This is a genomic window from Microbulbifer mangrovi, assembly GCF_002009015.1.
Classification (GTDB): domain Bacteria; phylum Pseudomonadota; class Gammaproteobacteria; order Pseudomonadales; family Cellvibrionaceae; genus Microbulbifer; species Microbulbifer mangrovi.
In genome coordinates this window covers 35,567-61,101 of record NZ_LZDE01000345.1, presented here as the reverse complement: position 1 = coordinate 61,101, position 25,535 = coordinate 35,567, and the positions used below count along the sequence as shown (strand labels likewise).

At 54.0% G+C, this 25,535-nt stretch carries 18 protein-coding genes; 9 read left to right on the top strand and 9 right to left on the bottom strand.

The annotated features are described in order from the left end of the window. Nucleotides 1–114: 114 nt before the first annotated feature. Both B4U49_RS17495 and B4U49_RS17490 read right to left on the bottom strand, forming a co-directional pair. Nucleotides 115–315, bottom strand: a complete 201-nt coding sequence (locus tag B4U49_RS17495) for a hypothetical protein (RefSeq protein WP_078085899.1) — start codon at nt 313–315, stop codon at nt 115–117. A 157-nt stretch (nt 316–472) separates the two neighbouring features. Beyond that, nucleotides 473–2,635 (bottom strand): extracellular catalytic domain type 1 short-chain-length polyhydroxyalkanoate depolymerase, encoded by a 2,163-nt coding sequence (locus B4U49_RS17490; protein ID WP_078085898.1) that lies wholly within the window; start codon nt 2,633–2,635, stop codon nt 473–475. A gap of 507 nt (nt 2,636–3,142) precedes the next feature. On the opposite strand from B4U49_RS17490, the gene B4U49_RS19305 reads away from it, so the two are divergent. Continuing rightward, a complete protein-coding gene (locus B4U49_RS19305; RefSeq protein ID WP_204903077.1) occupies nt 3,143–3,310 on the top strand; it encodes a hypothetical protein in 168 nt (55 codons plus the stop codon). 369 nt (nt 3,311–3,679) lie between these two features. Here B4U49_RS19305 and B4U49_RS17480 read toward each other — a convergent pair whose 3' ends face one another. The 6 genes from B4U49_RS17480 to murI all read right to left on the bottom strand — a co-directional run bounded on the left by B4U49_RS17480 (nt 3,680) and on the right by murI (nt 15,915). Further along, complete coding sequence (locus B4U49_RS17480) at nt 3,680–6,070, bottom strand: radical SAM protein (RefSeq protein ID WP_143735730.1); 2,391 nt, start codon at nt 6,068–6,070, stop codon at nt 3,680–3,682. 372 nt (nt 6,071–6,442) lie between these two features. Continuing rightward, nucleotides 6,443–7,330: a sugar phosphate isomerase family gene (locus B4U49_RS17475; RefSeq protein ID WP_078085896.1), complete on the bottom strand. Its 888-nt coding sequence runs from the start codon at nt 7,328–7,330 to the stop codon at nt 6,443–6,445. A gap of 194 nt (nt 7,331–7,524) precedes the next feature. Further along, nucleotides 7,525–8,598, bottom strand: a complete 1,074-nt coding sequence (locus B4U49_RS17470; protein ID WP_078085895.1) for a 3-deoxy-7-phosphoheptulonate synthase — start codon at nt 8,596–8,598, stop codon at nt 7,525–7,527. Nucleotides 8,599–8,879: 281 nt separating this feature from the next. Then, nucleotides 8,880–12,320, bottom strand: a complete 3,441-nt coding sequence (locus tag B4U49_RS17465; RefSeq protein WP_078085894.1) for a UvrD-helicase domain-containing protein — start codon at nt 12,318–12,320, stop codon at nt 8,880–8,882. Nucleotides 12,321–12,324: 4 nt separating this feature from the next. After that, nucleotides 12,325–15,027 carry a PD-(D/E)XK nuclease family protein gene (locus tag B4U49_RS17460; protein WP_078085893.1) on the bottom strand — a complete coding sequence of 901 codons (2,703 nt, stop codon included), beginning with the start codon at nt 15,025–15,027 and terminating at the stop codon, nt 12,325–12,327. A gap of 51 nt (nt 15,028–15,078) precedes the next feature. After that, nucleotides 15,079–15,915, bottom strand: a complete 837-nt coding sequence (gene murI / locus B4U49_RS17455; protein ID WP_078085892.1) for a glutamate racemase — start codon at nt 15,913–15,915, stop codon at nt 15,079–15,081. Nucleotides 15,916–16,405: 490 nt separating this feature from the next. Between murI and B4U49_RS17450 the strand changes: the two genes are divergently transcribed. The 5 genes from B4U49_RS17450 to B4U49_RS17430 all read left to right on the top strand — a co-directional run bounded on the left by B4U49_RS17450 (nt 16,406) and on the right by B4U49_RS17430 (nt 20,178). Then, nucleotides 16,406–17,020: a phage integrase central domain-containing protein gene (locus B4U49_RS17450; RefSeq protein ID WP_143735729.1), complete on the top strand. Its 615-nt coding sequence runs from the start codon at nt 16,406–16,408 to the stop codon at nt 17,018–17,020. Between the two features lie 3 nt (nt 17,021–17,023). Continuing rightward, nucleotides 17,024–17,476, top strand: a complete 453-nt coding sequence (locus tag B4U49_RS17445) for a tyrosine-type recombinase/integrase (protein WP_078085890.1) — start codon at nt 17,024–17,026, stop codon at nt 17,474–17,476. 448 nt (nt 17,477–17,924) lie between these two features. Further along, nucleotides 17,925–18,284, top strand: a complete 360-nt coding sequence (locus B4U49_RS17440) for a hypothetical protein (protein WP_143735728.1) — start codon at nt 17,925–17,927, stop codon at nt 18,282–18,284. Between the two features lie 784 nt (nt 18,285–19,068). Further along, nucleotides 19,069–19,587, top strand: a complete 519-nt coding sequence (locus tag B4U49_RS17435) for an AHH domain-containing protein (protein ID WP_078085888.1) — start codon at nt 19,069–19,071, stop codon at nt 19,585–19,587. 312 nt (nt 19,588–19,899) lie between these two features. Beyond that, nucleotides 19,900–20,178, top strand: a complete 279-nt coding sequence (locus B4U49_RS17430; RefSeq protein WP_078085887.1) for a hypothetical protein — start codon at nt 19,900–19,902, stop codon at nt 20,176–20,178. 86 nt (nt 20,179–20,264) lie between these two features. On the opposite strand, the gene B4U49_RS17425 is transcribed toward B4U49_RS17430, so the two are convergent. Continuing rightward, nucleotides 20,265–20,954: a hypothetical protein gene (locus B4U49_RS17425; protein ID WP_143735727.1), complete on the bottom strand. Its 690-nt coding sequence runs from the start codon at nt 20,952–20,954 to the stop codon at nt 20,265–20,267. A 1,761-nt stretch (nt 20,955–22,715) separates the two neighbouring features. Between B4U49_RS17425 and B4U49_RS17415 the strand changes: the two genes are divergently transcribed. From B4U49_RS17415 to B4U49_RS17405, 3 genes are read left to right on the top strand one after another with little or no spacing between them, the layout of a single operon-like run. Further along, entirely contained in the window at nt 22,716–24,122 is a 1,407-nt protein-coding gene (locus tag B4U49_RS17415; protein WP_078085884.1) for a DNA recombination protein RmuC, read from the top strand. A 3-nt stretch (nt 24,123–24,125) separates the two neighbouring features. Then, entirely contained in the window at nt 24,126–25,070 is a 945-nt protein-coding gene (locus B4U49_RS17410; RefSeq protein WP_078085883.1) for an AEC family transporter, read from the top strand. Beyond that, on the top strand, nt 25,067–25,531 hold the full coding sequence (locus B4U49_RS17405) for a DUF2489 domain-containing protein (RefSeq protein WP_078085882.1): 465 nt from the start codon (nt 25,067–25,069) through the stop codon (nt 25,529–25,531). Before B4U49_RS17410 ends, B4U49_RS17405 begins: the two co-directional genes overlap by 4 nt. Nucleotides 25,532–25,535 lie beyond the last annotated feature (4 nt).

Here is a 25,535-nt window from a genome sequence, read left to right as displayed (position 1 = left end):
CGATTTGTGCTAAGGAAAACACTTCGAATCCTAGTCGAGAATCTTCTTTGCAGTGTTGATTCGATCGGGAGTGGTGGGAAGGAGTGTCTAGTACTGCAGGGATTACCTTTTCTTTTACGCCGGAGGTTTGTGGCCGAGCACACGTGCCGGCAGCATCAACACTGCACGCAAGAAGGCAAACAGGGCTTCGAAGGTAATACCGACAAGCCGGAAGGGGAGCGACAGGAGCCAGACGAATGGCCACAGCAGAAGTGCAAGTAACGCGAGGGGCCAGCAGAGTACGAAGAGCAGGAGCCAGAGCAGAAATTTAAGCATTGGATATCCTTATCGGCAGTAGCAGCGGTGCGAAACTGGCTGTTCTTATGTTTCGCTGCTTGTGTTGTACCCGCCCAGCACCCGCAGGGGGCGAGGGCAGGGCGGGCCAACATTTTACGGCCGATTGGGTTTTACTGCACGCCAATCAAGGATGGAATCAGGGGCAGTTACCTTTCACGTAGTAACCAGCAGCAGCCTCGGCCAGCGTCGAGGTTACGAACACGTTGTACAGTCCCAGGTTATCACCGGAACCGACCGCATAGGCGTAGCTGCCATTGGTGGTGGCTCGGCCTGCCTGCACATGGTTGTAGTTGCTGGCGGAGTACTCGGTGCAGGCCACATCGCCGTCGGGGGTGCTGTCGCAGGCGTTGCCAATGCCATCACCATCATTGTCCAGCTGGTCCGCATTGGCGGTGTTGGGGCAGTTGTCCACGCTGTCGGTCACGCCGTCGCCATCGGTATCTACGGGCTCACCATCCGGGGTACTGTCGCAGGCATTACCGATACCGTCGTTGTCGTTATCCGCCTGGTTGGCATTGGCCGTATTCGGGCAGTTATCCAGCGCATCTTCCACGCCATCCCCGTCGGTATCGGTAGTCGGCTCGCCGCCACCTGTTGAGCAGGCCTGAACCGGTCCGGCACAGCTGCTGTCACCATCGGCGACCCACTGGCAATCACTGCCCGAGGGATATTCGCGCATGGTGAATTCACTGGTGCCGAACGCCAGGTAGCAGGCCGAGTAACCGACTCCCCAGGTGATATGTCCCGCGCTGATATGGAAGTTGTAATCACCGGTCTGGCCCGCGTCGATATTGAAAGTGACACTGGTCTGGCTGGAGAGCGAGGTGCTGTCGGTGGCGGTAACCGTTGCGGTGTTTTCACCACCGGGCAGGTTGCAACCCTGGGCGGAGTAGCTGTTGCCGGACATGCTCGCGGTGACATTGCCGCTGGCAAACCCGACCACCACGCTCTGGAGATTCTGGTTCGCATCCACCACGGTGCCGGTTACGGTGGCGCACTGGCCGCTGACGCTAGCTGCAGTATCGCTCAATACTGGTGCCGTCGCCGCCGGCTCTGGGCCTACACGGGTAGTGACGCTAGCCGCATCGCCGTCGGCGCCTTCGTTATCGGTGGCGACTGCACTTACTTGGTACAGGCCGTCTACCAGCGTGGCGCTGGTAACGCTAAAGAAGCCAGCAGCATCCACCGAAGCCACGTTCAGGGTCTCCACCAATACCGGCGTACCGCTGTCCATATTACTGATGGTGATCGCCACACCGGTGACGCTGCCTTCCGCATCCAGCGCATTGCCGCTGATTGAGAGTAGGCTGTTGCTTTCACTAGCCGCAAGATTCGTGATCTCGGGCCCGGTATTGCGGTCGACGCGCTTGTTGTTGGCGGCGAAATACTGGCCGAGGTAGGAGGCATAGTTGATGCTGTTCGGTGAGATGTAACCGCCAGAGGCGCCTTCGCCGCCAGACCAGGCGTGATCGACATCATTCAGCCACAGCATGGAAACCCGCCCATCTTCCCACAGGGTTTCCTCTGCGGTGCGGCTACTGCCCTCGCTGATAGTGTTGGTGCCGGACAGTTTGGCAACTCCGTAAACGCCTGCCATACCGTCGGAATTCTGTTCGTTATAGCACTGGTTCACCGTGGTATCTGCATCGCCGTGGGCGATGGACGCGATCTGCGTGGCGAAATCGCCCTGGTAGCTGCCGGCGTAGGTATTACAGCGCGCGGTCACGTCTGCCTGCTCACAGGGGCCAAGGGCACCGTTGGACGAGGTGCCGATACTCGGGCCCGCACTGATGCCCATACCAGCAAAAACGTCCGGGGCCAGGCAGGCTGTGGTATTTGCGAAGGCCGCACCGGAAGACAGGCCGGCGATATACACCTGGTCCGGGTCGATATTGCGGCTCGCGTCGCCACTCATGGCATTGGCTAGGGAAATCAGGTTCTTATAGTCGCCAGAAGAGCGCGACTTGGTTCCCTGCCAATAAGACCAGCAGCTATATCCGGCCTTGTTCATGGCATCTGGAACCGCGATTACCATGCCGTACTGTTCCGCTGCCACTTCCAGGTTTGCAGTGAGGAAATTGTTTGTGGGCTGCACACAGCCGTGCAACACGATCAGCAGCGCCTTGCCATTGCCGATCGACGATACAGAATCGGGTGTATACACATGCACGGAATTAAAACCGCCAAGGGACTGGCCCTGCTGCCAGCTACCGGCGCTGGTGGCCATGGCAAAGAGCGTCGAAAGAAAAAACAGAAATAGGGCAGGGACGCCCGTATTGGACGTTCGTTGATGATTCATCGCTAGTACCTTCATTATTTGAATTATGTTCTGACTGCACAAACGAATTACACGCTAGGCAGCAGGCAAATCGCGCGGAAGACGTTTGCCACCCCAGCATATGCGCGCGTTGGGAGAGGGCCACTAGACCAAGGTTGTAGAGAGGCGCTGAAAATATCTACTGATTCGCAAAATCGGGCTAGCTGTACCAAAAAGCCCAGCCGCGGCCCTGCGATCTTTACCTGCAACCCGCTGGCGGGAGAACAACCTACGCGACCTTTGTCGCGCCGATTTCATTCATGGTGGAGGTGAAGGTGCAAGTCGAAACCCTGAGAGATGTACTGGTGTGGACCCGGGAGTCTCACAAGAATCTATCTGACTGCCTGCAGCACTGTACTGGCAAGAACCAAAACACCCGCTCCCAGATGCTACTGGCATACCTGGTGCTACGACTACACGGACAAGCACCCCATTTTGCACAACGTGCACTGTGACGCGCCTTTTCAGGATCTTGAGCCGGAAGAGATTATGGGCATTGTCACCGACCGGCACGATCAGGTGATCGAGCTTTACCTCTATCTATACGGTAGAGCGGATATTGAGGATGCCCGTGAGCTGATGGAAGAGCTGAAGTCGCTGGAGGAGCAGGAAATCAAGCAGAAGGTGCAGGGGATGAATCAGATGCAGGATATGTGAGTCAATGGTCCTTTTTGTAATGATGGAGTTTAGATGGGGACGTCACGCATTCATTTTTCGTTTCAGGGAAGGCGCTATTCATATTGGTTAGTTTAGCTGGTGGTAAGGTTTTCAAAAACAGTTTATGGCCAACCACATATTTTCTCCCATATATAGCTTTTGTAAGGGTTTAAGTTGAGTCGTTTTTGGTATTCCTGTGAACGATTTTACCCGAGGCCGCCAAAATGGAATTCCATGTGGCGGCCTTGCCAAGATCTTAGTTGTTTTTTGGAATAAATAAGCTACATATTCTGCCTAAAATTTGAGATTTTGGTTGGGAGGTTGTCAGTGTGACTGCTAAACACTCCAATTGCCTTATTCATTATCCTTTTAGCTATATTTCACTAATCTTAGAGTCTTCCTGATAACCCGCCTGAGTAGCTTCAGGAGGGTATTGTTTTTGTCTGTATGAGATTCGGAGTAACTTGATAAGTCTTCTGGAATGATTTTCATTTTTTTACAGAAGGATAAAATGCTGTCATGCCCCCATCTCCGATATGGGTCCAAGCATGTTTTGCAAATTGGCTCCAAATCCCCTCCAAACATGGTGTTTTTAAATTTCCGGTTTCTGCTGCTGTTGATGGTGGAGGTTATTCCATCTGTGACAATATTTCCGACGTCTATATCGGTTTGTGGGCAGAGCTTATTTTTCCCGCTGGCCTTTGCGTAGGTGTATTTCCAAATGGATAGGCAGTAAGGTATCTTGATGTCATCTTGATTTTTTAGCTGCAGATTTAGTTCTTTTATCTTATTTTTAAGTTTCTGAATTTCCGAATTCAGGTCGAAATTAAATTCGTAAGATGGCTTTATCCATTGCTTTAATTGAGGTGTTGTGTCTGGGGCTGGGGGCCATTTTTTTCCAGGAAGTATTTCTGGGTCTGGGTAATAGTTGAAGTTGAGTTTTTGAAAGTTTTCTTCTATTTGCTTGACAGATAACGTTTGATTGCTGGGTTTGCTGAGTTCTGAAAATTCTTCGAAAAGAGCGTTTCGGTCAAGTGGTTGATCCTCAGCCACGCAGAAGTCTTCGGGAATAACGTTATTCTGAATCTCAATTCGGTATTTTTTGGCCAGCTTCAGTGCTTCTGATAAGTTGGATTGAAAACGGCTCGAATCTGAAGGTCTAAGGCGCATGCCGGAATCATGCCAAACTGGACTAAATGCCACATGATTAATGCCAATATCACCAGCTATTTCAATGATTCTGCCTAGCTCATCTATATTGAATCGTGATACCACTACACTAAAGGCCATTTCAATCTTGGGTGCTTTGGCTCGCAGTAGCTTTGCATTTCTCACTACTAACTCAAAATTGGCGCCTCTTCGCTGAGCTTCGAAAGAGTCGGCAAAACCGCCGTCAAAGCTAATGCAGACCTTGCTAAATCGACTTAGGGCATCTAGTTGGCGATGAATCATCGATCCATTAGTGAATATCCGGCTTTCGATCTGGAATTTTTCCAAGAGCATTGCCCAAACCAGCAATCGATCACTTGTGGTATTTTCTCCAACCCCGGCAATGGTGACATGGTTTAGGAAGGGCAATATGGGTAGTAAAAGCGCGAGTTGATCATTGCTTTGGCGGTTAAAGTGGAAGGTTAGCCAGCTTCTGCCACACATAACGCACGCGTAGTTGCAGTAGCTTGACATTTCAATTTCTAGCGCTGGAGGTATGGACTCCAAATGATCTCTTTTTAAAAGGATTTCCAAATTGTTAAGCTGATCATTTAACAGTTTCAGTTGTTTCAATTTTCGCGACGAAAATTTTAATCGTCTTGTTAGAATCAATAGTCGGTCTTCGTCGGGGTCTATTGTTTCGAGCTTTTTGTGCTGCCCGTCATTCAAGAAGGCTCTGTTGCCAGCATTTACAACGGAAGCGTGGAAGGCCTGCAGTTCGTCTGACCAGGACTTGAAAGATTGAAATATGTCACCCTCTCTTATCTTTTGATAATTTTCATCAAAGTAGAGTTTGTCGAATACAAACTCATATTGCTGTGAAGTCAAAATGTAAGGGTCTTGTAAAATCGATCGTATTTTTTCCTCAACGATCGGGGCATATAGATCGCTATTTTCAACAATTTCTAAAGTTCTTCTCGCTTTGTCAATTAATTCGCCGCGGTCATCTAGCGGCAAGTCACCTCTGTCCAATATTTCATCCCTGACTAAGCGGGCATCTACATAGGACCTTTCTATAGTTTGTAAATATTGTTCTTTATTTTTATACAGGGTCAATGCTGATAGCTCAACGCCAAGTCGGATTTCATCAGGCAAATGAGCTATTTCACCCTGTTCATCGCTTGCGTTGGGTGTCTCAATGCGGAGGTTTACACTGCCGTCTTGCTCAACCCAGGCCGACGGTATTTCCAGTAGCTTTTGTTTTGCTATATCAGAATCTACCCGGAATGCTGGAAGAGGTCGATCATTTACGTAAATCACTATTTTTTCTGAATTACTTTGGCCTCTCCATGGTGACCTTAAGTTCAATGTCAAATACCAGCATTCAGTAATAACATTAGGGAAATTTAAAGAAAGGTGGGCGAAATCTCCAGTGCTCCATTTTTCCAATTGGCCCGAACCAGGATGGATCATATTGCTGATCTGACCCGGTTCTCCCAGTACTGGCCTTGATACAGTTAACCAGCCTGATTGCAAGTAATTTTGAGGTGGAATGGTTGTAGCGAGAGGTAATGTGCTGATATTTTTATTAATTTGAGTTAGCTCTGTCACGTAGTTGTCCTAAACATATTTTTTCACAGTTGATATTTTAGTTGATGTTATTTTCTGTTCTTTTCTAGTGTCAGTGCTTTATCACTTATAATTATATTTCTAGTGATTTTTTGATGTTCGCTTGTGAGGCTTGTATTTGGTTTTGCATGTGAATATGTACTCTATTCACATGGGTGGCGATTATAAGTGACCGATGCCTTCTATATAACCTGGAAATTCTTTTGTGTGCGGGGTATCACGTTTTTTGTGTGTTGGATATGGTTTTGGGAATAAAAAGGGCCCTTGTTGTGGGCCCTTTAGATTCGAGTCAATTCCAATGGTCTGACTAAGTATTAGTTCGGCCACTTTGGTTTCGTGGAGTTCTATTGGCTTTTATTTAATCCCCAAATTCGGCAGTACAAAAGACCTGGTATTGGGGTGCAACCTGATCCATAACCCCGGGTTCGCATTCAGTTGCAGCAGGGCTTCCTCGCTATCGGAGCTCAGCCGAGTGTTCAACACATTCGCATAGGTCTGGACTTTGGCCGGTGCGGTATCAGCGTCGACGACGGATTGCACCACCTTTTTCGCCTGCAGAATCGCCGCGGGACCCAGGGTGAGAATGTACTGGGCGGAACGGCATTCGGCTTCGTCCTGTTCGTTGACCGCGCTGCCGCCGGCTTTGAACTTGCTGATGTGGTGCTCCAGGATGCTGCTGGAAATCGGGATTATCCCGGCAACATGATTGCTCTGGGCGCCGGAGAAGGGCTTTATGTAGGCGAGGTGGGATGCCTGGTTTTCTTCCGGGCCGTGGCCGATGAAGAAGATGTCCAGGCCGCCCAGGGATTCCAGCTTTTCCAGATACGCGGTCAGCCCGGCCTCCAGGTCATCGGTATCTGTCTGCATCGGGGTGAAGCTTTTGATCTTCTTGAAGAAGTCAGGGCCGAGAATGCGCTCAAAATCCCGTACAAAGCTGAAGCAGTTGCTCATGCTCATGGGTGCCAGTGCATCTTGCGTGAAGACGTTCAGCCGGCCCAGCAGTTCATCTTTCTCCGATGTCTTGGCCAGTCCACCCAATAGGCGGTGCAGTTCCTGGGCGCCGCGGCCGCCGAGCAGGGCGATATTGATATCGCCATCTTTGACTGCTGCCGTTTCATACAGCTCGTTGAGCATGGCCTTGCCAACGTCCGCCTCACTGGGAAGTACCGTGGGTGTAATACTGTGATCGGTCAGGTCGAAATCTTGCTCGCTGCTTTGCGACAGCCAGTTGTTTTTAGTCATAACTAGTACCTCGTCGTTGTGGGGCTACTGATACCACAGTTGAATCTCCTTTTGGAGATTCAGCGGAAATAGGTATTTGGCCTTGTTGTTTCTTTTTTTGAGTAGTGGGCAGGCAGGAACACCTAAATCATAGATACAAAAAGGCCGGCAAAGCCGGCCTTTTTGATGGGCGTAAGAGGGCAGAGCCCCGAATCTTACCCCTGGCGTGCTTTCAGCGGTCCGCGCAGTTGCTCGGCCATGTTCAGCAGTAGGTTTTCGGTGGTTTCCCAGTCGATGCACTTGTCGGTAACGGAAACTCCGTATTCCATCTGGCTGCGATCTTTGTTGATCTTCTGGTTGCCGGGTTTCAGGTTACTTTCCACCATGATGCCGATGATGGATTTGTTGCCGTCCAGGATCTGGTGGGTAACGTTGTCAACCACGAGGGGCTGCAGCTCGTGGTTCTTGTTGGAATTGGCGTGGCTACAGTCGACCATGATGTTGGGTACCAGGCCAGCATCCTCCAGTTCTTTCTCACACACGGCGACGCTAACGGAGTCGTAGTTGGGCTTGTCGTTGCCGCCGCGCAGTACCACATGGCCGTACTTGTTACCGGCGGTGTGGATGATGGCTACCTGGCCTTCCTTGTTGATACCCAGGAAGCGGTGCGGGTGGGCGGTGGACTGGAGGGCGTTGATGGCCACTTCCAGGCTGCCGTCAGTGCCGTTTTTGAAGCCCACGGCGGAGGAAAGACCGCTGGCCATTTCCCGGTGGGTCTGGGATTCGGTAGTGCGCGCACCGATGGCCGACCAGGAGATCAGGTCCTGTAAGTACTGGGGCGAGATCGGGTCCAGTGCCTCGGTGGAGGTGGGCAGGCCCAGCTCGGAGATGTCCAGCAGCAGCTTGCGGCCGATGTGCAGACCCTCTTCGATCTTGAACGAGTCGTCCAGGTGCGGGTCGTTGATCAGGCCTTTCCAGCCCACGGTGGTACGGGGCTTCTCAAAATACACGCGCATGACGATTAGCAGGGTGTCGGAGACCTTTTCTGCCAGCGCCTTCAGGCGGTTGGCATAGTCCATGGCGGCCTCAACATCGTGTACTGAACAGGGTCCGATCACGACCATCAGGCGGTGATCTTTGCGGTCCAGGATGTCGCGCACGGCGGCGCGGCCGGCGGCTACGGTGGCCTCTGCGGACTCGCTGACGGGCAGTTCCGATTTCAGCGCTTCCGGGGTAATAAGAACGTCCTGGGAGAGGACATTTAAGTCGTCGAACTGCTGCGTGGTCATGGTATTTCTATCGCTACTGTCTGAATTTGAAATCATCTTCCTTGCCGCAGGGCGTGCGCTGCGGGGCAGTTATGCTACCCAGCCCGGGCAGGCAGGGCTAGGGTTTCATTTGAAACAGTTTTAGATGTCACTGATTTGCCAGTTGGCCGCAATATCTGTCCGGCTAACTTCGCCGTGGAAGGGATGCGATTGCGCGAGACGTCGCGCCCTTCGGGTGGATTAGGACGGGCAGTTTTTCATCTGCCCGTCCTGTGGGGCTCGATATCGGGTCGATTCACGCCCTAGTTGGGGAGCTCTGCCATGTGCTGGAACAGCGGAAAGTAGAGCGCACAGCGGACGGACTTTTCGCCGCGCTGATAAAACAGGCGGCGGTAGTTTTCCAGTTGGTTGCGGTACTGCTCGAGTTGCTGGGCTACAAACTCTTCGATGGACTCGGCAGCAGTGGGCTCTGCGGTTTTGTAATCGATGATCCAGCGGGTGCCGTGTTCATCGATAAAGGTCCGGTCGACGATGTTACGCCTGAGCTCGCGTCCGCCACTGTGCAGCTCCAGCTCCGCAGCACTTTCGGTATGGCTGGCATCCAGTAGCCAGCGTCCGGTTTCGCATTGCAGGGTTCGTACAACGGCCTGTTCCACTTTCTCCTGGGCTTTTTCCAGGCTGCTTCCATTCAGGCCGGATTGGGCAAGGCGAAGCTGCCATAGCGGGCGCAATTCCTCGATCAGCTGCTCCGGGGGCTTCGCCAGTCGCTCGGGGAACTCGGTGAGGGTAGCCAGTGTTTCGTGGGCGACGGTACCGGCGTGGCGGAACCACCGCTGGTGGACCTGGCCCAGCTCCGGCAGGTTGGCCTCTTCGCTGTCATCTCGCTGGAAGTCGCCCATACGGTAGCGGGCGAGATAGTCCTCGCGTGGATGGGGCGGGGCCTGCCAGTGTTGGGGGAGATGCAGAAGGAAGCTGTGATCCCTGTATTCATCCTGTTGTGCCGGGGCATCGGTTTCGAGCCAGTGACACCACGGGCTGGCCGAGTTGTCTGACAGGGTCGGCCAGATGCAGGCGAGCAGTGACGCAGCGGTGGGCGACTTGTAATCCTCATTTTTCTTGTCGGAAGATTTTACGCAGGCAAGCAGGTGCAGGCTGTGAATGGCCCGGGTGCATCCCACGTAAAGCAGGCGTGTGCCCTCCAAACGCTCGCGTTCGCTGTTGTCGTGTTTCACATAGGCATACAGAGGGTCTTTACCGCTGCGCGGGCTTTTGGGTGCGAGCAGGAAGCGGGTGTGGGCTTCGCTGTTCAGCCAGCTGCACCAGCGCAGCAGCTGGTCGCTGCCGCCGGCGCCGCCGGATTTGTCGAGCCCGGGAATCAGCACATGGTCGAATTCCAGTCCCTTCGACTTGTGAATGGTCATGACCTGGACCCGTGCCTCCTGCGCCGGACGCGCGAAGAGTTTTTCCAGTGCCTGTTCGAACGCTGGCCAGTCGGCGATGCCGCCACCGTGGTCGTACTTCTCCAATAGCTGGAAAAAGTCTGCGGCGTTGCTCAGCTCGCGTTTGTCCGCGACGGTAGCGGGACCACCAAGGGCGAGCCAAAGGCCTTCCAGCCATACGCGCAGCGGTTTGCGCCCTCGCTGTTGCCAGCTTTCGAGCAATTGCGGTACGCAACGCTCCAGGCGTGCGCGGCCATCGCTACTCAGTGCCGCAAGCGCTTGCGGATTGCCAAGGGTGTTGAGGATCGGCGCTACTCGCGGGTCGCGGGGGCCACTTTCTCCCGCATCGAAATTGGCGAGCGCGTACAGGTCCGGCAACTCCAGCCCACACCAGGGCGCGCGCAATACAGCCAGCCAGCTGGTCCGGTCACTGGGATCCTGCAGTGCACGGGTGAGGCTCAGCAGGTCCAGCACCACCATCTTGCTGGCGAGCGGTGCCAGATCCTGGGCCTGGTAGGGAATGCCGGCGCGGGTCAGTGCGGGCAGAATCTGTTGCAGGTGCTTTTTGTTGCGCACCAGTACCGCAATGCTGTCGTCAGGTGCGCGGGTTTGCAGGTCCTGAATAATGGCGACTGCCTTTTCGGCTTCCTGTAAACGATCTTCATCGTCCACGCAGCCGTAGAAACTCACCGGCTCGCCATCCCACACGCGGGGTTTGAAGGCGACTGAATCCAGATAGCGCACCGCGCCGCGGCTGATATTGTCCCGGGGTGGGAACGCCCGGGCAAACGTGCGGTTGACCCAGTCCACCACGGCATTACTGGAGCGGAAATTTACCTGCAGGTTGAGTGGCGTCAGCGGCAATTCACCAATGCCTTCATTGCGCGCGTCGAGGAAAATACCCACGTTGGCATTGCGGAATCCGTAACAGGACTGCATGCCGTCACCCACGATAAACAGACTGCGGCCGTCGTCCGGCTCCCAGCCGGCGGTGAGTTTCTGCAGCAGTTCCAGCTGCAGCTGGGAGGTATCCTGAAATTCGTCCACCAGGATATGGCGGATCTGCACGTCCAGTTTCAATGCCACATCTGTTGGCGAGTCGCTCTCTCCCAGTGCCGCCAGTGCGGCCTGGGCAACTTCGGTAAAATCGGTGCTCCCCAGTTGCTGGAAGACCAGCTTCAGTTCCGCCACCAGCAGCGGCAGTACCCGGGCCATGGCGCGCAGGATCTGCCACTGGCTGTCGTCCATGCCGGCGGGCAGGGTGCGTACTTCGGCGATAACCTCGAGTAACGCGGGCACATCCTGCATTGCCTCCAGCAGGGCGGTCATGCGTTCTTTATACGCTTTTGCCCGCTCGGGATCGGGAGATTTTTTGTCGGCTGCGGGAAACCCGATGGTCTTGGTAACAGATTTCCGCAGGGTGCCGGTGCCCGTTGCCAATAGCTCTGCCAGTGCCAGCCACTGTGCCAGTCCCGTATCGTCACAGGGGGGCAGGGCGCTGATGCCGGCGAGGTTGCCGACAATATGCCCCGGTTTCTCCTGCTGCATGTTGCTGCCGGCGTAATCCGCCAATTGCATCAACTCTCCGGCGAAACTGCCAAGACGATTTTTGAACGCGACCAGTTGTGCGTTGATCAGCTCTTTGATCACCTGGGTGAAATAGTCTTCTGCGACTTCATTGTGTACCGATAGCAACGGCTCCAGCCACTGCTCCCGTTTCTCCAGCAGGGTTTTCAGCATGTCGCTGACTTCCGGGAGATTGTTGTCCAGGTGCAGCAGCAGCCGGCCGAGGTCCTCGTCGAGTTCTTCCCGCTCGAGCTTTTTCAGCAGGTTGGCAATAGCCATCTCGTAGGCAATGGCCGGTTGATCCAGGGGCTCTCCAGGTGCGCCGAGACCGCTGTCGATGGGTAGCTGGCTGGCAATGTTGCGACACAGGCCGTCAATGGTCTGGATGCGCAGGCGCTGCGGGCTTTGCAGCAGATGCCACTGCTGTTGCTTGTCGTGGGCGAGCAGGTCGCGCGCCAGTTGCCAGGTGATTTTGCCGTGGGGGTTTTCCGGTTCCGGGTTGTCGCGGGCATCCAGCAGCGCGTCCAGCAGGCGTTCGCGCATTTCACCAGCGGCCTTGCGGGTGAAGGTGATCGCGAGCACTTCTTCCGGTTGCTGACAGGCGCTGAGTAGTTTCAGCAATCGCTGGGTAAGCAGGCCGGTCTTGCCGGAACCGGCGGGTGCCGATACAGCATAGCTCTCGGCAATCTCCAGGGCTTGCGCGCGTTCACTGGCATCTACGGGTATATGCGTGGTCATGGTGTTACTGCTGTCTTTCCGGCCAGCGATTCAGTGGCCACAGGGATTTCTGGTTATCGTTGTCTGCCGGTCGGTCGAACGCGAGGGGCGCGTGGCCGGTCTTGTATTCTTCTGCGAGGCCTTCCAGTGCCTGTTGCCAGTGTTGTTTGAGTTGGTCCCACTGGATCAACTCAGGTTCCTTCTCCTTCTGGCTATCTGCCACCGACTTGATGCCGTTGATGGGGTGCGTGAGTTCCCCGCAGCCCTGATATTTACAGCTGCCATTTTTCACCGCGCCAAAGGCGACGGCCTTGGCTTGCGGGTGGAACAGGGCGTAGAGCGGTAGCTGTGGTTCTCTCACGCGTTCCTGCAGCCAGTCGCTCACGGAGGTCTGTCCGGTTTTGTAGTCGATCACCAGTTGCTCGCCGTCGACGAGGCTGTCGAGGCGGTCCAGGCGCAGGGTGAAGGTCAGGCCCTGCAGGGTGACGGTGAGAGCGGTTTCCACCTGCTCGACCGTAAATACGGGGCGGTCCTGCTCGAGGGGTAGCCACTGCTCGAAAATATCCCGCAGGCGGACCTGTTCCAGTTCCCAAAATTTGGGTGGAAGTTCCGGATGCTTTTTCTTCAGGCGACCGATGGCGGTGTCGATGCTGGACCGGATCTGTAGCGCGAGCTGCTCCGGTGTCATGGCAGCGAGCTGTTGTGAACTTTTACAGTTAATCCAGAAGGCGGCGAGCATTTCATGGATAAGGTTGCCCCGTTCGGCGGCGCTGAGACCGAGCCCCGGTTCCGCGTATTCCTCGGCGCCCATTCGATAGCGCAACTGGGCGTTGAGTGGGCAGAGTGCCTGGGCCTTGAGAACGCCGGCACCGCCACGCACCTGGGCGCAGTCTTCCGCACTCAGTGGTGGCAGGTTGGTATCGCCAATCTTTTCCAGCGCGGGCGCACTTTCAAGTGCCAGGTAATGGCTGGCCAGTGAATCCTGTTCGAAGGATTCTGCCGGTTCCGGCGTGCCGAACAGTGCGCTCAGGGACTGCCCGACACCATCTTCTTCGCAGGCGTAGCTGACCACGATATCGCTGCTGCCATTTAGCAGGTCCGCAGTCAGCTGCTGGGCAAGTTCCAGCTCGCGCTCGGCGCTGGCGCGGGGCATTTTCCATTCCTTCTGCCAGAGTACCGGTAGCATCGGATTGGGGGAGGGGGGTGCGGGCCACTGTTGCTGGCCGAATCCCACCAGACGCAGATGATCGAACGCGAGGCCGCCCGCTTCCAGTACCCCGAGGATCTGCAGTGGACCGTCGCGGGTCTCTGCCTGGAAAGGCGTGCGACTGGCGATCTGCCGCAGCAGTTGCAGGGCTTTATTGAGTGGTTGGGCTCCGCTGAATTCGGTGAGGCCGGCAAAGTTTTCCAATGCCTGTTCCCACAGCATCAGCTGCTGGTATTCCTGACTGTTCGGATTGCGATTTCCCGGCCACTGCAGCCGTGAGAGTAGCTCGGAAAAACGCTGTGCCCAGATTTCTGCGGGCGCGCGTTGCCAGCGTCGGGCCCAGTCGCCCAACTGGTTCAGTTGCCCGGGAAGCGGACTGTCGGGGGCCAGTTCGGCGGCGAGCTTTTCGGCCCAGGTGCGCAGCACACTGCCCGATATTTCGCGCAGCTCCTGTTTCTGCAGTCGCCGGAACAGGGTGCTGCGCAGATGCAGTTCCTCGGCACTTTGCTCACCCCAGAATGGAGAGAACAACAGGTTGCGCAGTGCGCTGTAATCAAATGTATCGCGCAGGGTTTCAAGAAGCTGCAGGCTGGCGGCGCCTACCGGCGTTTTTGCCAGCGGTGTACCGGCGGAAAAGTTGAACGGCAGGGTGTAGGCGGCCTGGGACGGGTTGAGCCACTGCGGCTCGAGCACGCGAGCGAAAACCTGCTCAACCAGCGGACGGCACTGACCGAGGTTGTTCACCACGATTCCGATACTGCTGTCGGGGTTTTGCTGCAGTTTTTCCGCGGACCAGCGTGCGGCCTGTAAGAGTTCCTCTTCCAGGTTGTGGCACTGCGCAACCTTTACACTTGCGCCCGGCTTATCGGGAATCGGGAAGTTTTGCAGCGTGTCGCAGGCGCGCTGGAAAATCTGCTCAACCAGTGGTGAGTGCTGTACGAATCCGGCCAGGGAAATCTGCGGCAGTTTCGGCAGTTGGTTTTCCGCGAAGGCGCGTTTGATCAGCTGGTCGCGCTGATCCGGGGTGATGGCATTGCGCTGCTGCAATTGCTGGTGGAACAGCGGCAGAACCTTGAACAGTGCGTAATCATCCGGTAACAGGCCGGTTTTCTCCCAGTGCGGTGCCAGGGCTGATTCGGCTTCTTCGGGGTTATCGATCCGCTGCCACTGGATCAGCTGGGCGAGAGCGGTATCGCAGTTGGCCGCCAGTTGCTGGGTGTTGATCAGTCCCTTGTCGAGGGTCTCTTCCACACACTGCTGCCACAGCAGTTGGCGCTGCTCCTTGTTAAGCACCCGGCACATGGCGGGACGCCATTGGGACTGCTGTAACTGGAACCAGAGCTTGTCGAGCCAGCCTTGCAGGGACTCTACGGCGGGTGGGGCCCAGTTTTTACTGGCTTGCTGGCCGATGCCGTACACCTGCTGGCAGCGGTTGCGCAGGCGATTGGTCGGGGTGAGCAGCAGGCCGCCCTCGGGCAGCTGGTTGAGGATCTGCAGCAGTGGGAATGCGGGTTGCAGCATGAAAAACGCTTATTGATTTATTGGGATTGATGTTGCCGCGAAGGCGCGCGCTTACAGTCTAACCGGGATGGCGGTAGTGCGGTATTCGGGGGTGAATTCGGAGAACGCCCGCAGGATTGCGCTGTGGTTTTCACTGCTGCTGGTGAGTAGCAGGCTGTTCCCCGGCGTTTCGGGCAATGTGATATTCAGCTCTTCAAGCCACCAGCGTACCCGCCGGGCGATGGCATCGCCAGAATCCAGCCAGGTCAGGGGGCGCGGTGAGGCCGCAGCGAGTTCATCCCGCAGTAGGGGGAAGTGGGTGCAGGCGAGCACTGCGGTGTCTACGGTGTCGCCATCCGGTCCTGCGAAGATTCGTTCGATCACCGGAGCCAGGTCTGCGGGGGCAATGGCCTCGCCGCGCAGCTTGGCCTCCGCTAGCGCTACCAGTTCCGGTGCCGGCACGTTGATGACCCGGTTGCTATTGGCAAATTCTTCGATCAGCTCGCGGGTGTAGCGGCGGTTGACTGTGCCTTCCGTCGCGATCAGCGCGATGGTGCCGGAGCGGCTGGCGGCAGCGGCGGGCTTGATGGCGGGCACTACGCCGACGACGGGCTGATTCAACACTTCGCGCAGGGCGGGCAGGGCGAGGGTGCTGGCGGTATTACAGCCGACCACAAGGATGTCCGCCTCGCAGGCGGCCATCATATGGCTGGCGACTTCCACGATGCGGGGGCGCAGGGAGTCTTCTGACTTGTTGCCGTAGGGGTAAAAACCGTTGTCGATACCGAAGTGCAGGGTCAAGCCGGGTATCTGGCGACGGATCTCGCGCGCGATACTGATGGCGCCGACGCCGGAATCGAATATCAATGCACTGGGCGCCTTGTTAGAATGGCGGCTTCCTTTAGGCATGTAAAAACCTGTCTCCCGATACGGACTGCTGACCGGCAAGAATACCTCAGCCGGTGCCCTGTAATAAGTTTAAGTGATTTCGTTTATGATCACTTCCCGTAGGCTAGAATTCATGGGGGCGCCCTGAAAGCTAGCAACCGCGAGGGTTTCAGACAATTTGAGTTCCCTTCTCAATTTTCCTCAAACCTGCCCAATTGCTGCTCAAATGAGTAAAAGGTGTAGCTTTTTCCAGAAAACCTACACCCCTGATCTGGGCGTTTCTTGAGCTACCTGCGTAGATTTTAAACCTCTGATACAGGATGGCATGAACGTCTAATGATAAGGGTTTGACGACGGGGCTGCTGAACAAAATGAAGCCGGGTGAGGTGTATATAGATACCAGCGATAATGCCGGGTTGCAGGCCAAGTGCGGCAAGAGTGACGTGTAATTCATCTTCTGCTATAGGTGGCAAGGTGGAATCAAGCAGATGCGGATTGGCGGTTCTCTGAGTTGCCCCTGATCCAGGCGCGGGTTGTCCTGTCCCAACTCAAGAAGGCTCGGAAAGAGGGAATCGACCCCAAAGAGGCCATAAAGGAGCTGCAACCTCAAGCAGCGCGCATGACTAGTGAACCCAGTCCAGGGGAGCTCCGAGGCCCCACACTAGCCGATGCCGTGCGCAACTACATAAAGCAACACTTGCAAGCGAATTGGAAGCCCGAAAACGCGCACGCCGTGGAACTATTTCTTGAGGCGAACGTGGTTGACGTTATGGGTGAACGCCCGCTTGTTTCGATCACCAGCAGTGACATACGCAGACTAGCACGCCGACACACATCGAGGGGGAAAAGGTCGCAGGCAAAGAAAATTTGCGACCAGCTTGCCAAGGTGTTTGGTTACGCAAAGCTTGACGATATGCTCCCCGATGATTTTACGACTCCAGCTAGGTCGGCACGGTACGACTCGAAAGATGTCGGTGTGAAACTGAGCGGCGACAGCAAAACCCGGTTCTTTGAAGACTGGGAGATCAGGGAGTTTTATGAGTGGATACACCAGCCCGGAATAATGAATGATGAATTACGGGTGGCCATGCTGGTTTTTCTTCAGATCGGATGTCGGGGTGGGTAAATCATGAGCGCAATATGGTGGCAACGCGATTTGAAGCGCGGGGTATTCACCTGGCCCAAAAATAAAACCTCTGTTCCGCGCCGTATCATTTTACCCCGGCAGAAGGTTGAGTTATTGGCGGAATATAAAAAGGGGCGGGAAATCAATAAATGCCCGGTTCAGGTGCCATCGAGAGAAAGGCCGCTACCGCAAGCGCAACTGAGCCAACGTCTTGACTGGCTTGATGAAAAGGGGCTCCTGCTGGACTTGGAACACTGGACTCCGCACGACTTGCGCCGCACTTGCCGGACGAACCTGGGTCGACTGGGTTGTCCAGAGGCAGTAGGGGTGGCGGCTATTGGCCACACGAAGAAAGGCGTTGTAAGTATCTACGATTTGCACACTCACAAGCCCGAAGTCGGTGTGTGGTTGCAAAAATGGCGCGACAAACTGGACTGGATCCTTCGTGACGAATAAGAGCTGCAACAGCCGCTCACTTCTTCTTGTTCGGACTTCTGCAAGCCGTTTCAAGTGCAAGCTCGGGTAATCCCATAAGCTAGTTGTCAAAATCCCGCTCCAGCACCACTGACCTCCGTCCCATCTTTGTTACTCGCAACGCTCCGAGTTTCTGCTCGTCATATAAAAAAATAGGGTAAGCACTGACCTCAAGAGTGTGGCTCCCTGGGGACGCGGGTGCGCCCCCCCCCAGTCACCCCATATAGAAGCCCCGGCAAGTGCGGGGCTTTTTCGCTTCTGACCATAGTGTAGTAAACCCGTGTGGTGATTTGTTGCTGATTCGTGATACTAAGGCCAGTGATCCACTTCCAATAGCGGGCATGAAAGCGTGACGTTATCTCTAGAGCAAATACAGAACCTAGTGGACGAGACAGAGTATCCAAAGAGTTTCAGAGAAAGAATCAGAGAGATGCCAGAAAACCTCAGTAACGAGAAGGAGCTTACTGCCTGGATCAATATCAAGGAGGAAATGCTAGGAATTATTGGCAGCCTGTCGATAATCGAGGCTGATACCGCGCCAGAAGTCTGGAGCGCAACCACTGGGCCCAATCGAAAGTCACTGTTTGAAATAGTCCGCTCGGTAGTTGAAAGTCGTGTTCACGGGGTTCAGCTGAGTATTGAGCTGGAGTTAGCTAGTGCCAAAGCAGAGCGCGCTAAAGATGGTGTAAAGATGCAAAAATTCGCGCTATTATTTCGGGAATATCTGCACTTTTTGCCCTGGTTGCTGTTGGTACATCTGTGTCTGATTCAACCATTAATGCTCAGCTAGACCATCGAAAATCGGCAGGACTTGAAGAGGTGAGTGAAGATAATGCTCTCCAAAAGGGGGGAAGGAGCTGTAGCTACTGATGGCGCCGTTCGGGACCAGAGAGTTACGCCTTGCCCCCTTTTGTTGGGCCGATAAAAGGTAGTATCCTTCGCAATTCAGCTTCGATCCAGTAATACAATTCAATTAGGCGTCCGGTTTACCTGGCTGCGATCGACCAAGTCTTGTTCCCGGTAACCTTCTTAGGTTGGTGGTGTAGTGGTCTCTAGCTGTTGCGTAGAGCCCTAAGCCAAATAGCGGTCGTCCAACACACCCAGCAAATTAGCGTCCCCGCAACCGGACTTTTGTTTCCTCGCAACTGCTTCCAGCCATAACGAATCAAAAACCTTTCCATCGTAGGTATCTCTTAATTAAGAAGGATCACAGCTATTGTGTTGCATCTTTTTGTGATTTCTCGATCTGAGCGGCAGCCTCACACTGCTGGTCACGGTATGTTTATACAATTGGGAGGTAAGATATCTGGTAAGTGGTAATGCTGTACCATTGCCGGATTTTTTGATTACTGCAGGTCGGAATTGTAGAGTTTAGGCCCTCAACTATATAGGGATGGTCATATGGGTGAAAGGTGGGAGCAACCAAGGGCTCCAGAGGCACCGCCGAAGTACGCTACCGCATTCGAACTGGCTGTATATGAGTATGAGAGGTTGGTACATCCGCACCATAAATAGCGTGCAGAGAATGTTCGTAAAAATGAGTCTGAGAAATCACGGAAGAAGCGTGAGGCTGATTGGGAAGCGACTCGCCGGTATTTACAAAAAAACGGATTCGCCTGAAATCCCAGGCGGGACTTCAGGCTGAGCTTGATGTATACCGAGCGCAGGCAGCCTCCAAAGCTGCGAGTGGACTGGATGCAGAACTTACAGCTGAAAAGCACCACCGCACTCGCGTACTGATGAAGAACCTTGCTGCAGTCGATGAGCCACGCCCGAGTCCTGATCACGTTGCTCACCACATCCTTCCAGGCAAAGGAGGATGGATTCAAGCGGCAAGCTTGGATGTTCGCGTATCGTTACATGAGCATGGTGTAGGTATAAACGATCCTATAAACGGAGTCTATCTACCAGGCAAGAAAAAGGACCGTGCTCATTACTTGACTCCTAAAGCGCTGGTGCATAAGGAGTTGCACGGCTGGAACTATGAGCACTGGATTGTAGGTGCACTACCCGAAACCTTACGAAAATCTGCGTTTTTAAATCGACTCTCAGTGATTAAGCGACAATTGCAGGATGGGACTCCCCCCACCTGAGATCGTTCAACCAAAATATGCAGACTGGAACCCAAATGCAATGGTTTATAAGTTACTAAATGACTACGAATTTTTTCAGGCTCTACAATTAGGCACACTTCAAATTGTTGAGTAACTGGGAAGAAGTGATCTGTTGCGCGCGGTTGCGCTGATCACAAGCTCAAACAATTCTTCGATACTGGGCGAGTGGGGTGGTGTTAAATCGATGTTTGCTCCCATGAGTGGTACGCAGGCCGTGAAGATTCCAGGCGTATCAGTCTGAAGGGTGCGGAACTTGTACTCTCTGGGTGGGTCTATGCCTATTTCAAATTGATGCTTGAGTCGTTTGGTGAATTTCTGCCAGTAGAGGTTGATGGGCATGAATTTTATCTTCTCCATATAATGGTGGAAGGTGAGGTCGACAAGTCCAAAAGTACTCGTAAAAATGACGAGTTTGGTGAGCCTATGACAGTTGCCAAGCTTTTATTTGATGAAAGTGGTATCGAAGATAAGTTGATCTTCAAATCAGAATGCGAGTTCTACCAGGCCCCATTTTGTAATGATAAGTTTAAAGATCTATGTCAAGAAAGTGAGATTGAGGGGCTTTTTTGAAAGGAATTTCGTGAGTTCTAGTTGGCAGTGACTTGTTAGTCGAAGTTTTTGCAAGGCCCGCAGTGCGCAGGCCTTGCATTTTTTTCTTAGTCTTCTCTTCTTCGTACCGGAGCCCCCTTTCCAAAGACAAGCATTGCTCGCATCGTGTTTGAGCTCTCAGACTCGGGAAGAATGAATATATTTCCAGCAGCTTCATCTGTGAAAAACTTCTGCTGAAAATCTTTCCAGTCATCATTGTTGTCAGTTCTGAACTTTGATAAACATAATGACTCATTGCATGAAAAATTGCTTTCGATTGAGCCTTCATATTCTTCGGCAATAGATCTGGCTCGCATATTAAAATTTTCAGACTTCATGATGTTTTCTGAAGAATGTCCAGTAATTGACATCATTACCTCGTCGAAATTTTTGCTTTGCAGTACGGCTCCAATCTCTTCCACCCGTGCAGCTTTTGATTTTTTATCAATCAAGGCTTCAGTTAAATCGATGTCGAGTTTTATATTGCAGGAGTGGTGATCAAAGTCGTCGGTGCAAAGCCTGGCTTCTATATCATTTATGCTTAATTCTTTTTGGCTTTTTTTATCTTGTTTTTCAGTGGCAGGTTCCTGTGCTGATCCAGAATGACTATGGCTTTGATCGTGAGCGTGGTGGTCAACGTGCTCCTGATCGTTATCAGTATGAGATCGGTCAACCTCGGGAGGGGAAAGTGGGTCTTTCAATAAAAAAAACGCTGCTGATATTGAGATTATCACAAATGTAGCAAAATATTTGATCATGGGTTTTCTCATATTTAAATATCTAATGCATTGGTTAGCCGGGCAGTTGCTTCTATGTCTTAATTAGTTGTCGCCTGGGAACTCTTCGTCGGGATGTGGTAAGAATGTTACTGTAACTGTCCCACCACAACAATCTGTGATTGTTGTGGTGCCGGTGGCAGAGTCGTATACAACTACACAGCTATTCGAACACTTTGTTTCGCTAATGTGAAATGCATGTGCTGCAGTGCTTAATAATAAAAAACTGGCAGCGCCTAAGATCCATTTGTTGTTAAATAGTTTTATCATATTTGTCTCCATTTGTGTGCCCGGCATTTTATTAGCATACGCGCTTCTAGCTTGTGTTTGTAGTGGTTGTAATGGCGTGTAATGGAATTAAAGGTTGATTTAGAGGTGCCTGTCAGAAATCGCACACTCCCAGTGCGCTGCGCGTTGATATTTCCGCCGTTTACTCAAGTATGGTGCAGGCTTCTTGATGCTAGAAATATAATTTCGGTGCAGGAAGCTAACTTTAATACTTTGATTGTTAGGCGCGCTTTAGGGTGTCCGCTAAGGAAAGTACGGAAACACTAATAGTTATTTTGATGTGGTAGGCATGGTTACCTTCCATGTGGTGGGAGTCGGAAGGGAGGTGTCATCTAAAGAATAGGTCTGCAGTTATTCGACAATCAAGAAATTCTGCAGAATTACATGATTCCTACACGCGGTTGGTGGAGCCATTTAAATATCTATCTGGTTTAGTCGCATCGGGTGCGGAATTGTCCAAGTAGTAAGGTCTGCTCGAGTACTTGTGGCATGATTGGGTCAAATACTTCTGGGTGATGCTACTGTGAGGAGACCTAAGGGGGCCACGGCAGTGAAAAGATTAGAACTCGAAGATAAGCTGACTCAGTTGGAAACGTTCCAGGATTACGCGTCTAGGTCTGGAGAAATTAGTGAATTGCCAAGTGCTAGTGAGCGGCTCAGGCAGTATGAGCAGATAAGAGCCGAAATCATGGGTGATTTGGGCAAAAGTTGAGATCTACGAATCGGGGTGTGACCATGATGTTGGGGGGCATCTACGGGGCCGATGCTGGTAGTTGCGCTCAATAGAGCTCTGGAGATGAGTAGCAGTGCGGTTCAGATGACTCTAGTGGACCGCCAAGAAGATGTAACTCTGCGCAGTATGGAGTTAGCAGATCGTAGCTTAAAGGTCGCGAGCTTCAGTGCCGTCATTGCAGGGGTGTCGGCTGCAGTGGCTGTGGTCGCCGTCAGTTTGCAAGTTTATTCTCAAGTGTGACCGGTAAACTGCTGTAGACGTTCCTCTCTCAGTCGCTGACGAGACTTACTAGAAATTGGTCTGGATCTGAGTTCGGGGTAAATTCGAACAGTGAAAGGGCCATGAATAAAATATGGAGCACGAAGGGCTCTTGCGACCCTGCAAGGAGGCCCGCCCAAGCTATTATGTGGCGCAGGGATTTGTGTTGGCTTTGAGAGAGGTTAAGTGAGGCTGGGCAGAGACCCGGCTTTTTTATGCTCGCTGAAAGGCCCTCGATGGCGTCTGTGGGGTGTTCCGGGATTGGGTGGGTAGGCAACAACCAGAGCAGGCGAAAGGGGTAGGGTGGAGCTACTGGCGGGACGTGTGGCATGGTTGGTCTCGACAGGTGCAATAGGCGCCAGCTCAAACCCGTGTGATAATTGCACGGCCCAAAGGTGTAGCTTTTTTGGATTTGCTCCAAAAACTACTCGTTCTATAGACTTTGCAAAGTTAAGTGATTTTTTATGACCTGGTTTCCCCTGCAAATCTCCCTCGAACAGGCCATTCTCGCCGGTGTTGCCGTGCTGGCGCTGGTGCTGCTGGTGTTCTGGGCGGGCAGGTCCCGCCTGGTCGGTCAGCTGCAGTCACTGCGCGGTGAGCAGCAGGTACTGGCTGCACAACAGGAAGCCGGCCGCGAGCGCGAAACCCAGCAGGGGCTGGAAATCCAGCAGCTCCGTGACGAACTGGCCAGTAAGTCCCAGCAGCTGGCGCGCTATCAGGTGCTGGTGGAGAGAAGCGAGGCGACGTTGGCGGAACAGAAGCAGCAACTGGAACAGACTCGCGCATCCATGACCCAGCAGTTCGAGAACCTCGCCAATCGTATCTTTGAAGAGAAGCAGCAGATGTTCGTTCGACGCAGCGAAGACAGTCTGCGCAAAAGCCTCGACCCGCTGGAGCGCCAGCTGGGAGATTTCCGCAAGCGGGTGGAGCACGTATACGACCGTGAGAACGCCGAGCGCAACAGCCTGCTGGGACAGATCAAGGCCCTGCGCGAGCAGACCCAGCGCATCAGCGACGAGGCCCTGAACCTGACTTCCGCGCTCAAGGGTGACCGCAAGATCCAGGGCAACTGGGGAGAGGTAGTACTGGAGCGCCTGCTGGAGGAGTCCGGCCTGCAGAAGGGGCGGGAGTACGAGACCCAGGTTTCTCTCAAGGACAGTACATCCGACGGCCGTCGTCGCCAGCCGGACGTGATTGTGCGCCTGCCCGAGAACAAGGACCTGATCATCGATTCCAAGGTCTCCCTGGTGGACTACGAGCGCTACGCGTCTGCGGAAACGGACGAGGAGCGGACCCAGGCCCTCAAGCAGCACGTCAATTCCCTGCGTGCGCATATCACCGGACTGAACAAGAAAGCCTACGAACAGCTCGAGGGCGTGCGCACCCTCGATTTTGTCTTCATCTTTGTGCCCATCGAGGCAGCGTACATGCTGGCCATGCAGGCGGATCCGGAAATGTTCCGCTACGCCTATGAGCGACAGATTGTACTGGTGAGCCCGACCAGCCTGATGGCGACCCTGCGTACGGTAGAGAACATCTGGCGCTACGAAAAGCAGAACAAGAACGCGGAAAAAATCGCCGACGAGGCAGGCAAGCTGCACGACCAGTTCGCACTGGTGCTGGAATCCCTGGATAACCTTGGCGGTCGTATCCGACAGGCGGACGAGGCCTTCCAGGAGACCTATAAGCGCCTGGCCACTGGCCGCGGCAATGCGGTTAAACGAATCGACAGCCTGCGTAAGCTCGGTGCCAAGACTCGCAAGCAGATTGCCGCCGACCTGCGGGAAAAGGCGGAAGACAGCCACAAGCTGCCAGCCCCTGAGCAGGAGCCGGCCGAAGAGTCTGCTGTTACCGAAACGGAAGCGGAATAACCCTTGGATACCATCGCCGCTACATTCTCATTTGCGCTGTCGGTCACCGCGCCGATTTTCCTGACCCTGCTGGTGGGGTACGGGCTGGCGCGGGTCAACCTGCTGAGTGAATCCTTTGTCGACGACGCGTCGAAGCTGGTATTTCTGGTGACGCTGCCGGCACTGTTGTTTTTCAACATCTTCGGATCCGATGCCCGCCTGGGGGATGAGTGGCCTCTGTTGCTGGCGGGATTGATCGGCACCGTATTGACAGTACCGCTGGCCTGGCTGGCGGCGCGACCGCTGGAGCACGGCGACCGCAGTGCGTTTATCCAGGGTGCCTTTCGCGGCAACCTCGGCATTATCGGCCTGGCCTGGGCGGCGAATGCCTACGGTCAATCCGGGCTGGCTCAGGCGGCACTGTTGATGGCGGTCATCACTATTTTCTACAACATCGCGGCGGTGGCACTGTTTGCCGTGTACAGCCAGAAAGCGAAGTTCAGCTGGAAAAAACTGGGCAAGGACATCCTGCGCAACCCGTTGATTGTGGCCATTGTGCTGGCGCTGGTGGCGAAAGCTGTGGGTCTCAGGTTGCCGGAGATGATCGTCCAGACCGGCGATTATCTGGCTTCGGTAACCTTGCCGCTGGCGCTGCTATGTATCGGCGCGAGCCTTGACCTCAGTATGCTGCGGCGCAGTTCCTTTGGCGCATTTGCAGCCAGTGCATTCAAGCTGTTGGTTGTCCCGGTCGTGCTGGTCGGGGTGGGGCTGTTGTTCCAGCTGGATGGCCAGGCACTGGCGATCTTGCTACTGCTCGCGGCCGCACCAACGGCATCGGCCTCATTTATCATGGCGCGCGCGCTCGGCGGTAACAGCCAGCTGGCGGCCAATATTATTGCGATCAGTACATTGTTTTCTATTGTTACCGCGAGCCTCGGGCTGGCGTTGTTGAAGGTGTATCTCCCATGACTGAAGTACCTGTATGGATACTGGTAATTGCCGGTTTGATTATTTTTGTGCTTTCCGCAGTAGCGACCTACTACTGCCTGGAGCTGCGCAAAGCGCGCAAGCGTCAGGCAGAGCAGCTCGAAGAGCTGGCGGTGGCCGCGGAAGAGCAGCGTGGCCGGGTGAACACCAGTATCCAGATTATCGCCAAGACGCTGCTGGATGAGGGCGTAGGGCTGACCGAAGCTTCTCTGCGAATCCGCGTACTGCTGGATTCCCTGCAGGTAGAGCCGTCGGTGAAGGAAGAGTTCGTGGCGTTTTACCAGGTGGCGGACAAGACCAGCCATATTCCGATTCTGGAAGACTGGAAAAAACTGTCGCGCAAAGAAAAGTTTGCGTTTGAAAAAGAAATGGCCCGGGTCGAGTCAGAATACCGGGACTTTGCCCTGGATGCGGCCAAGCGGATTCTCGGCCGCAATTTCTGATCGA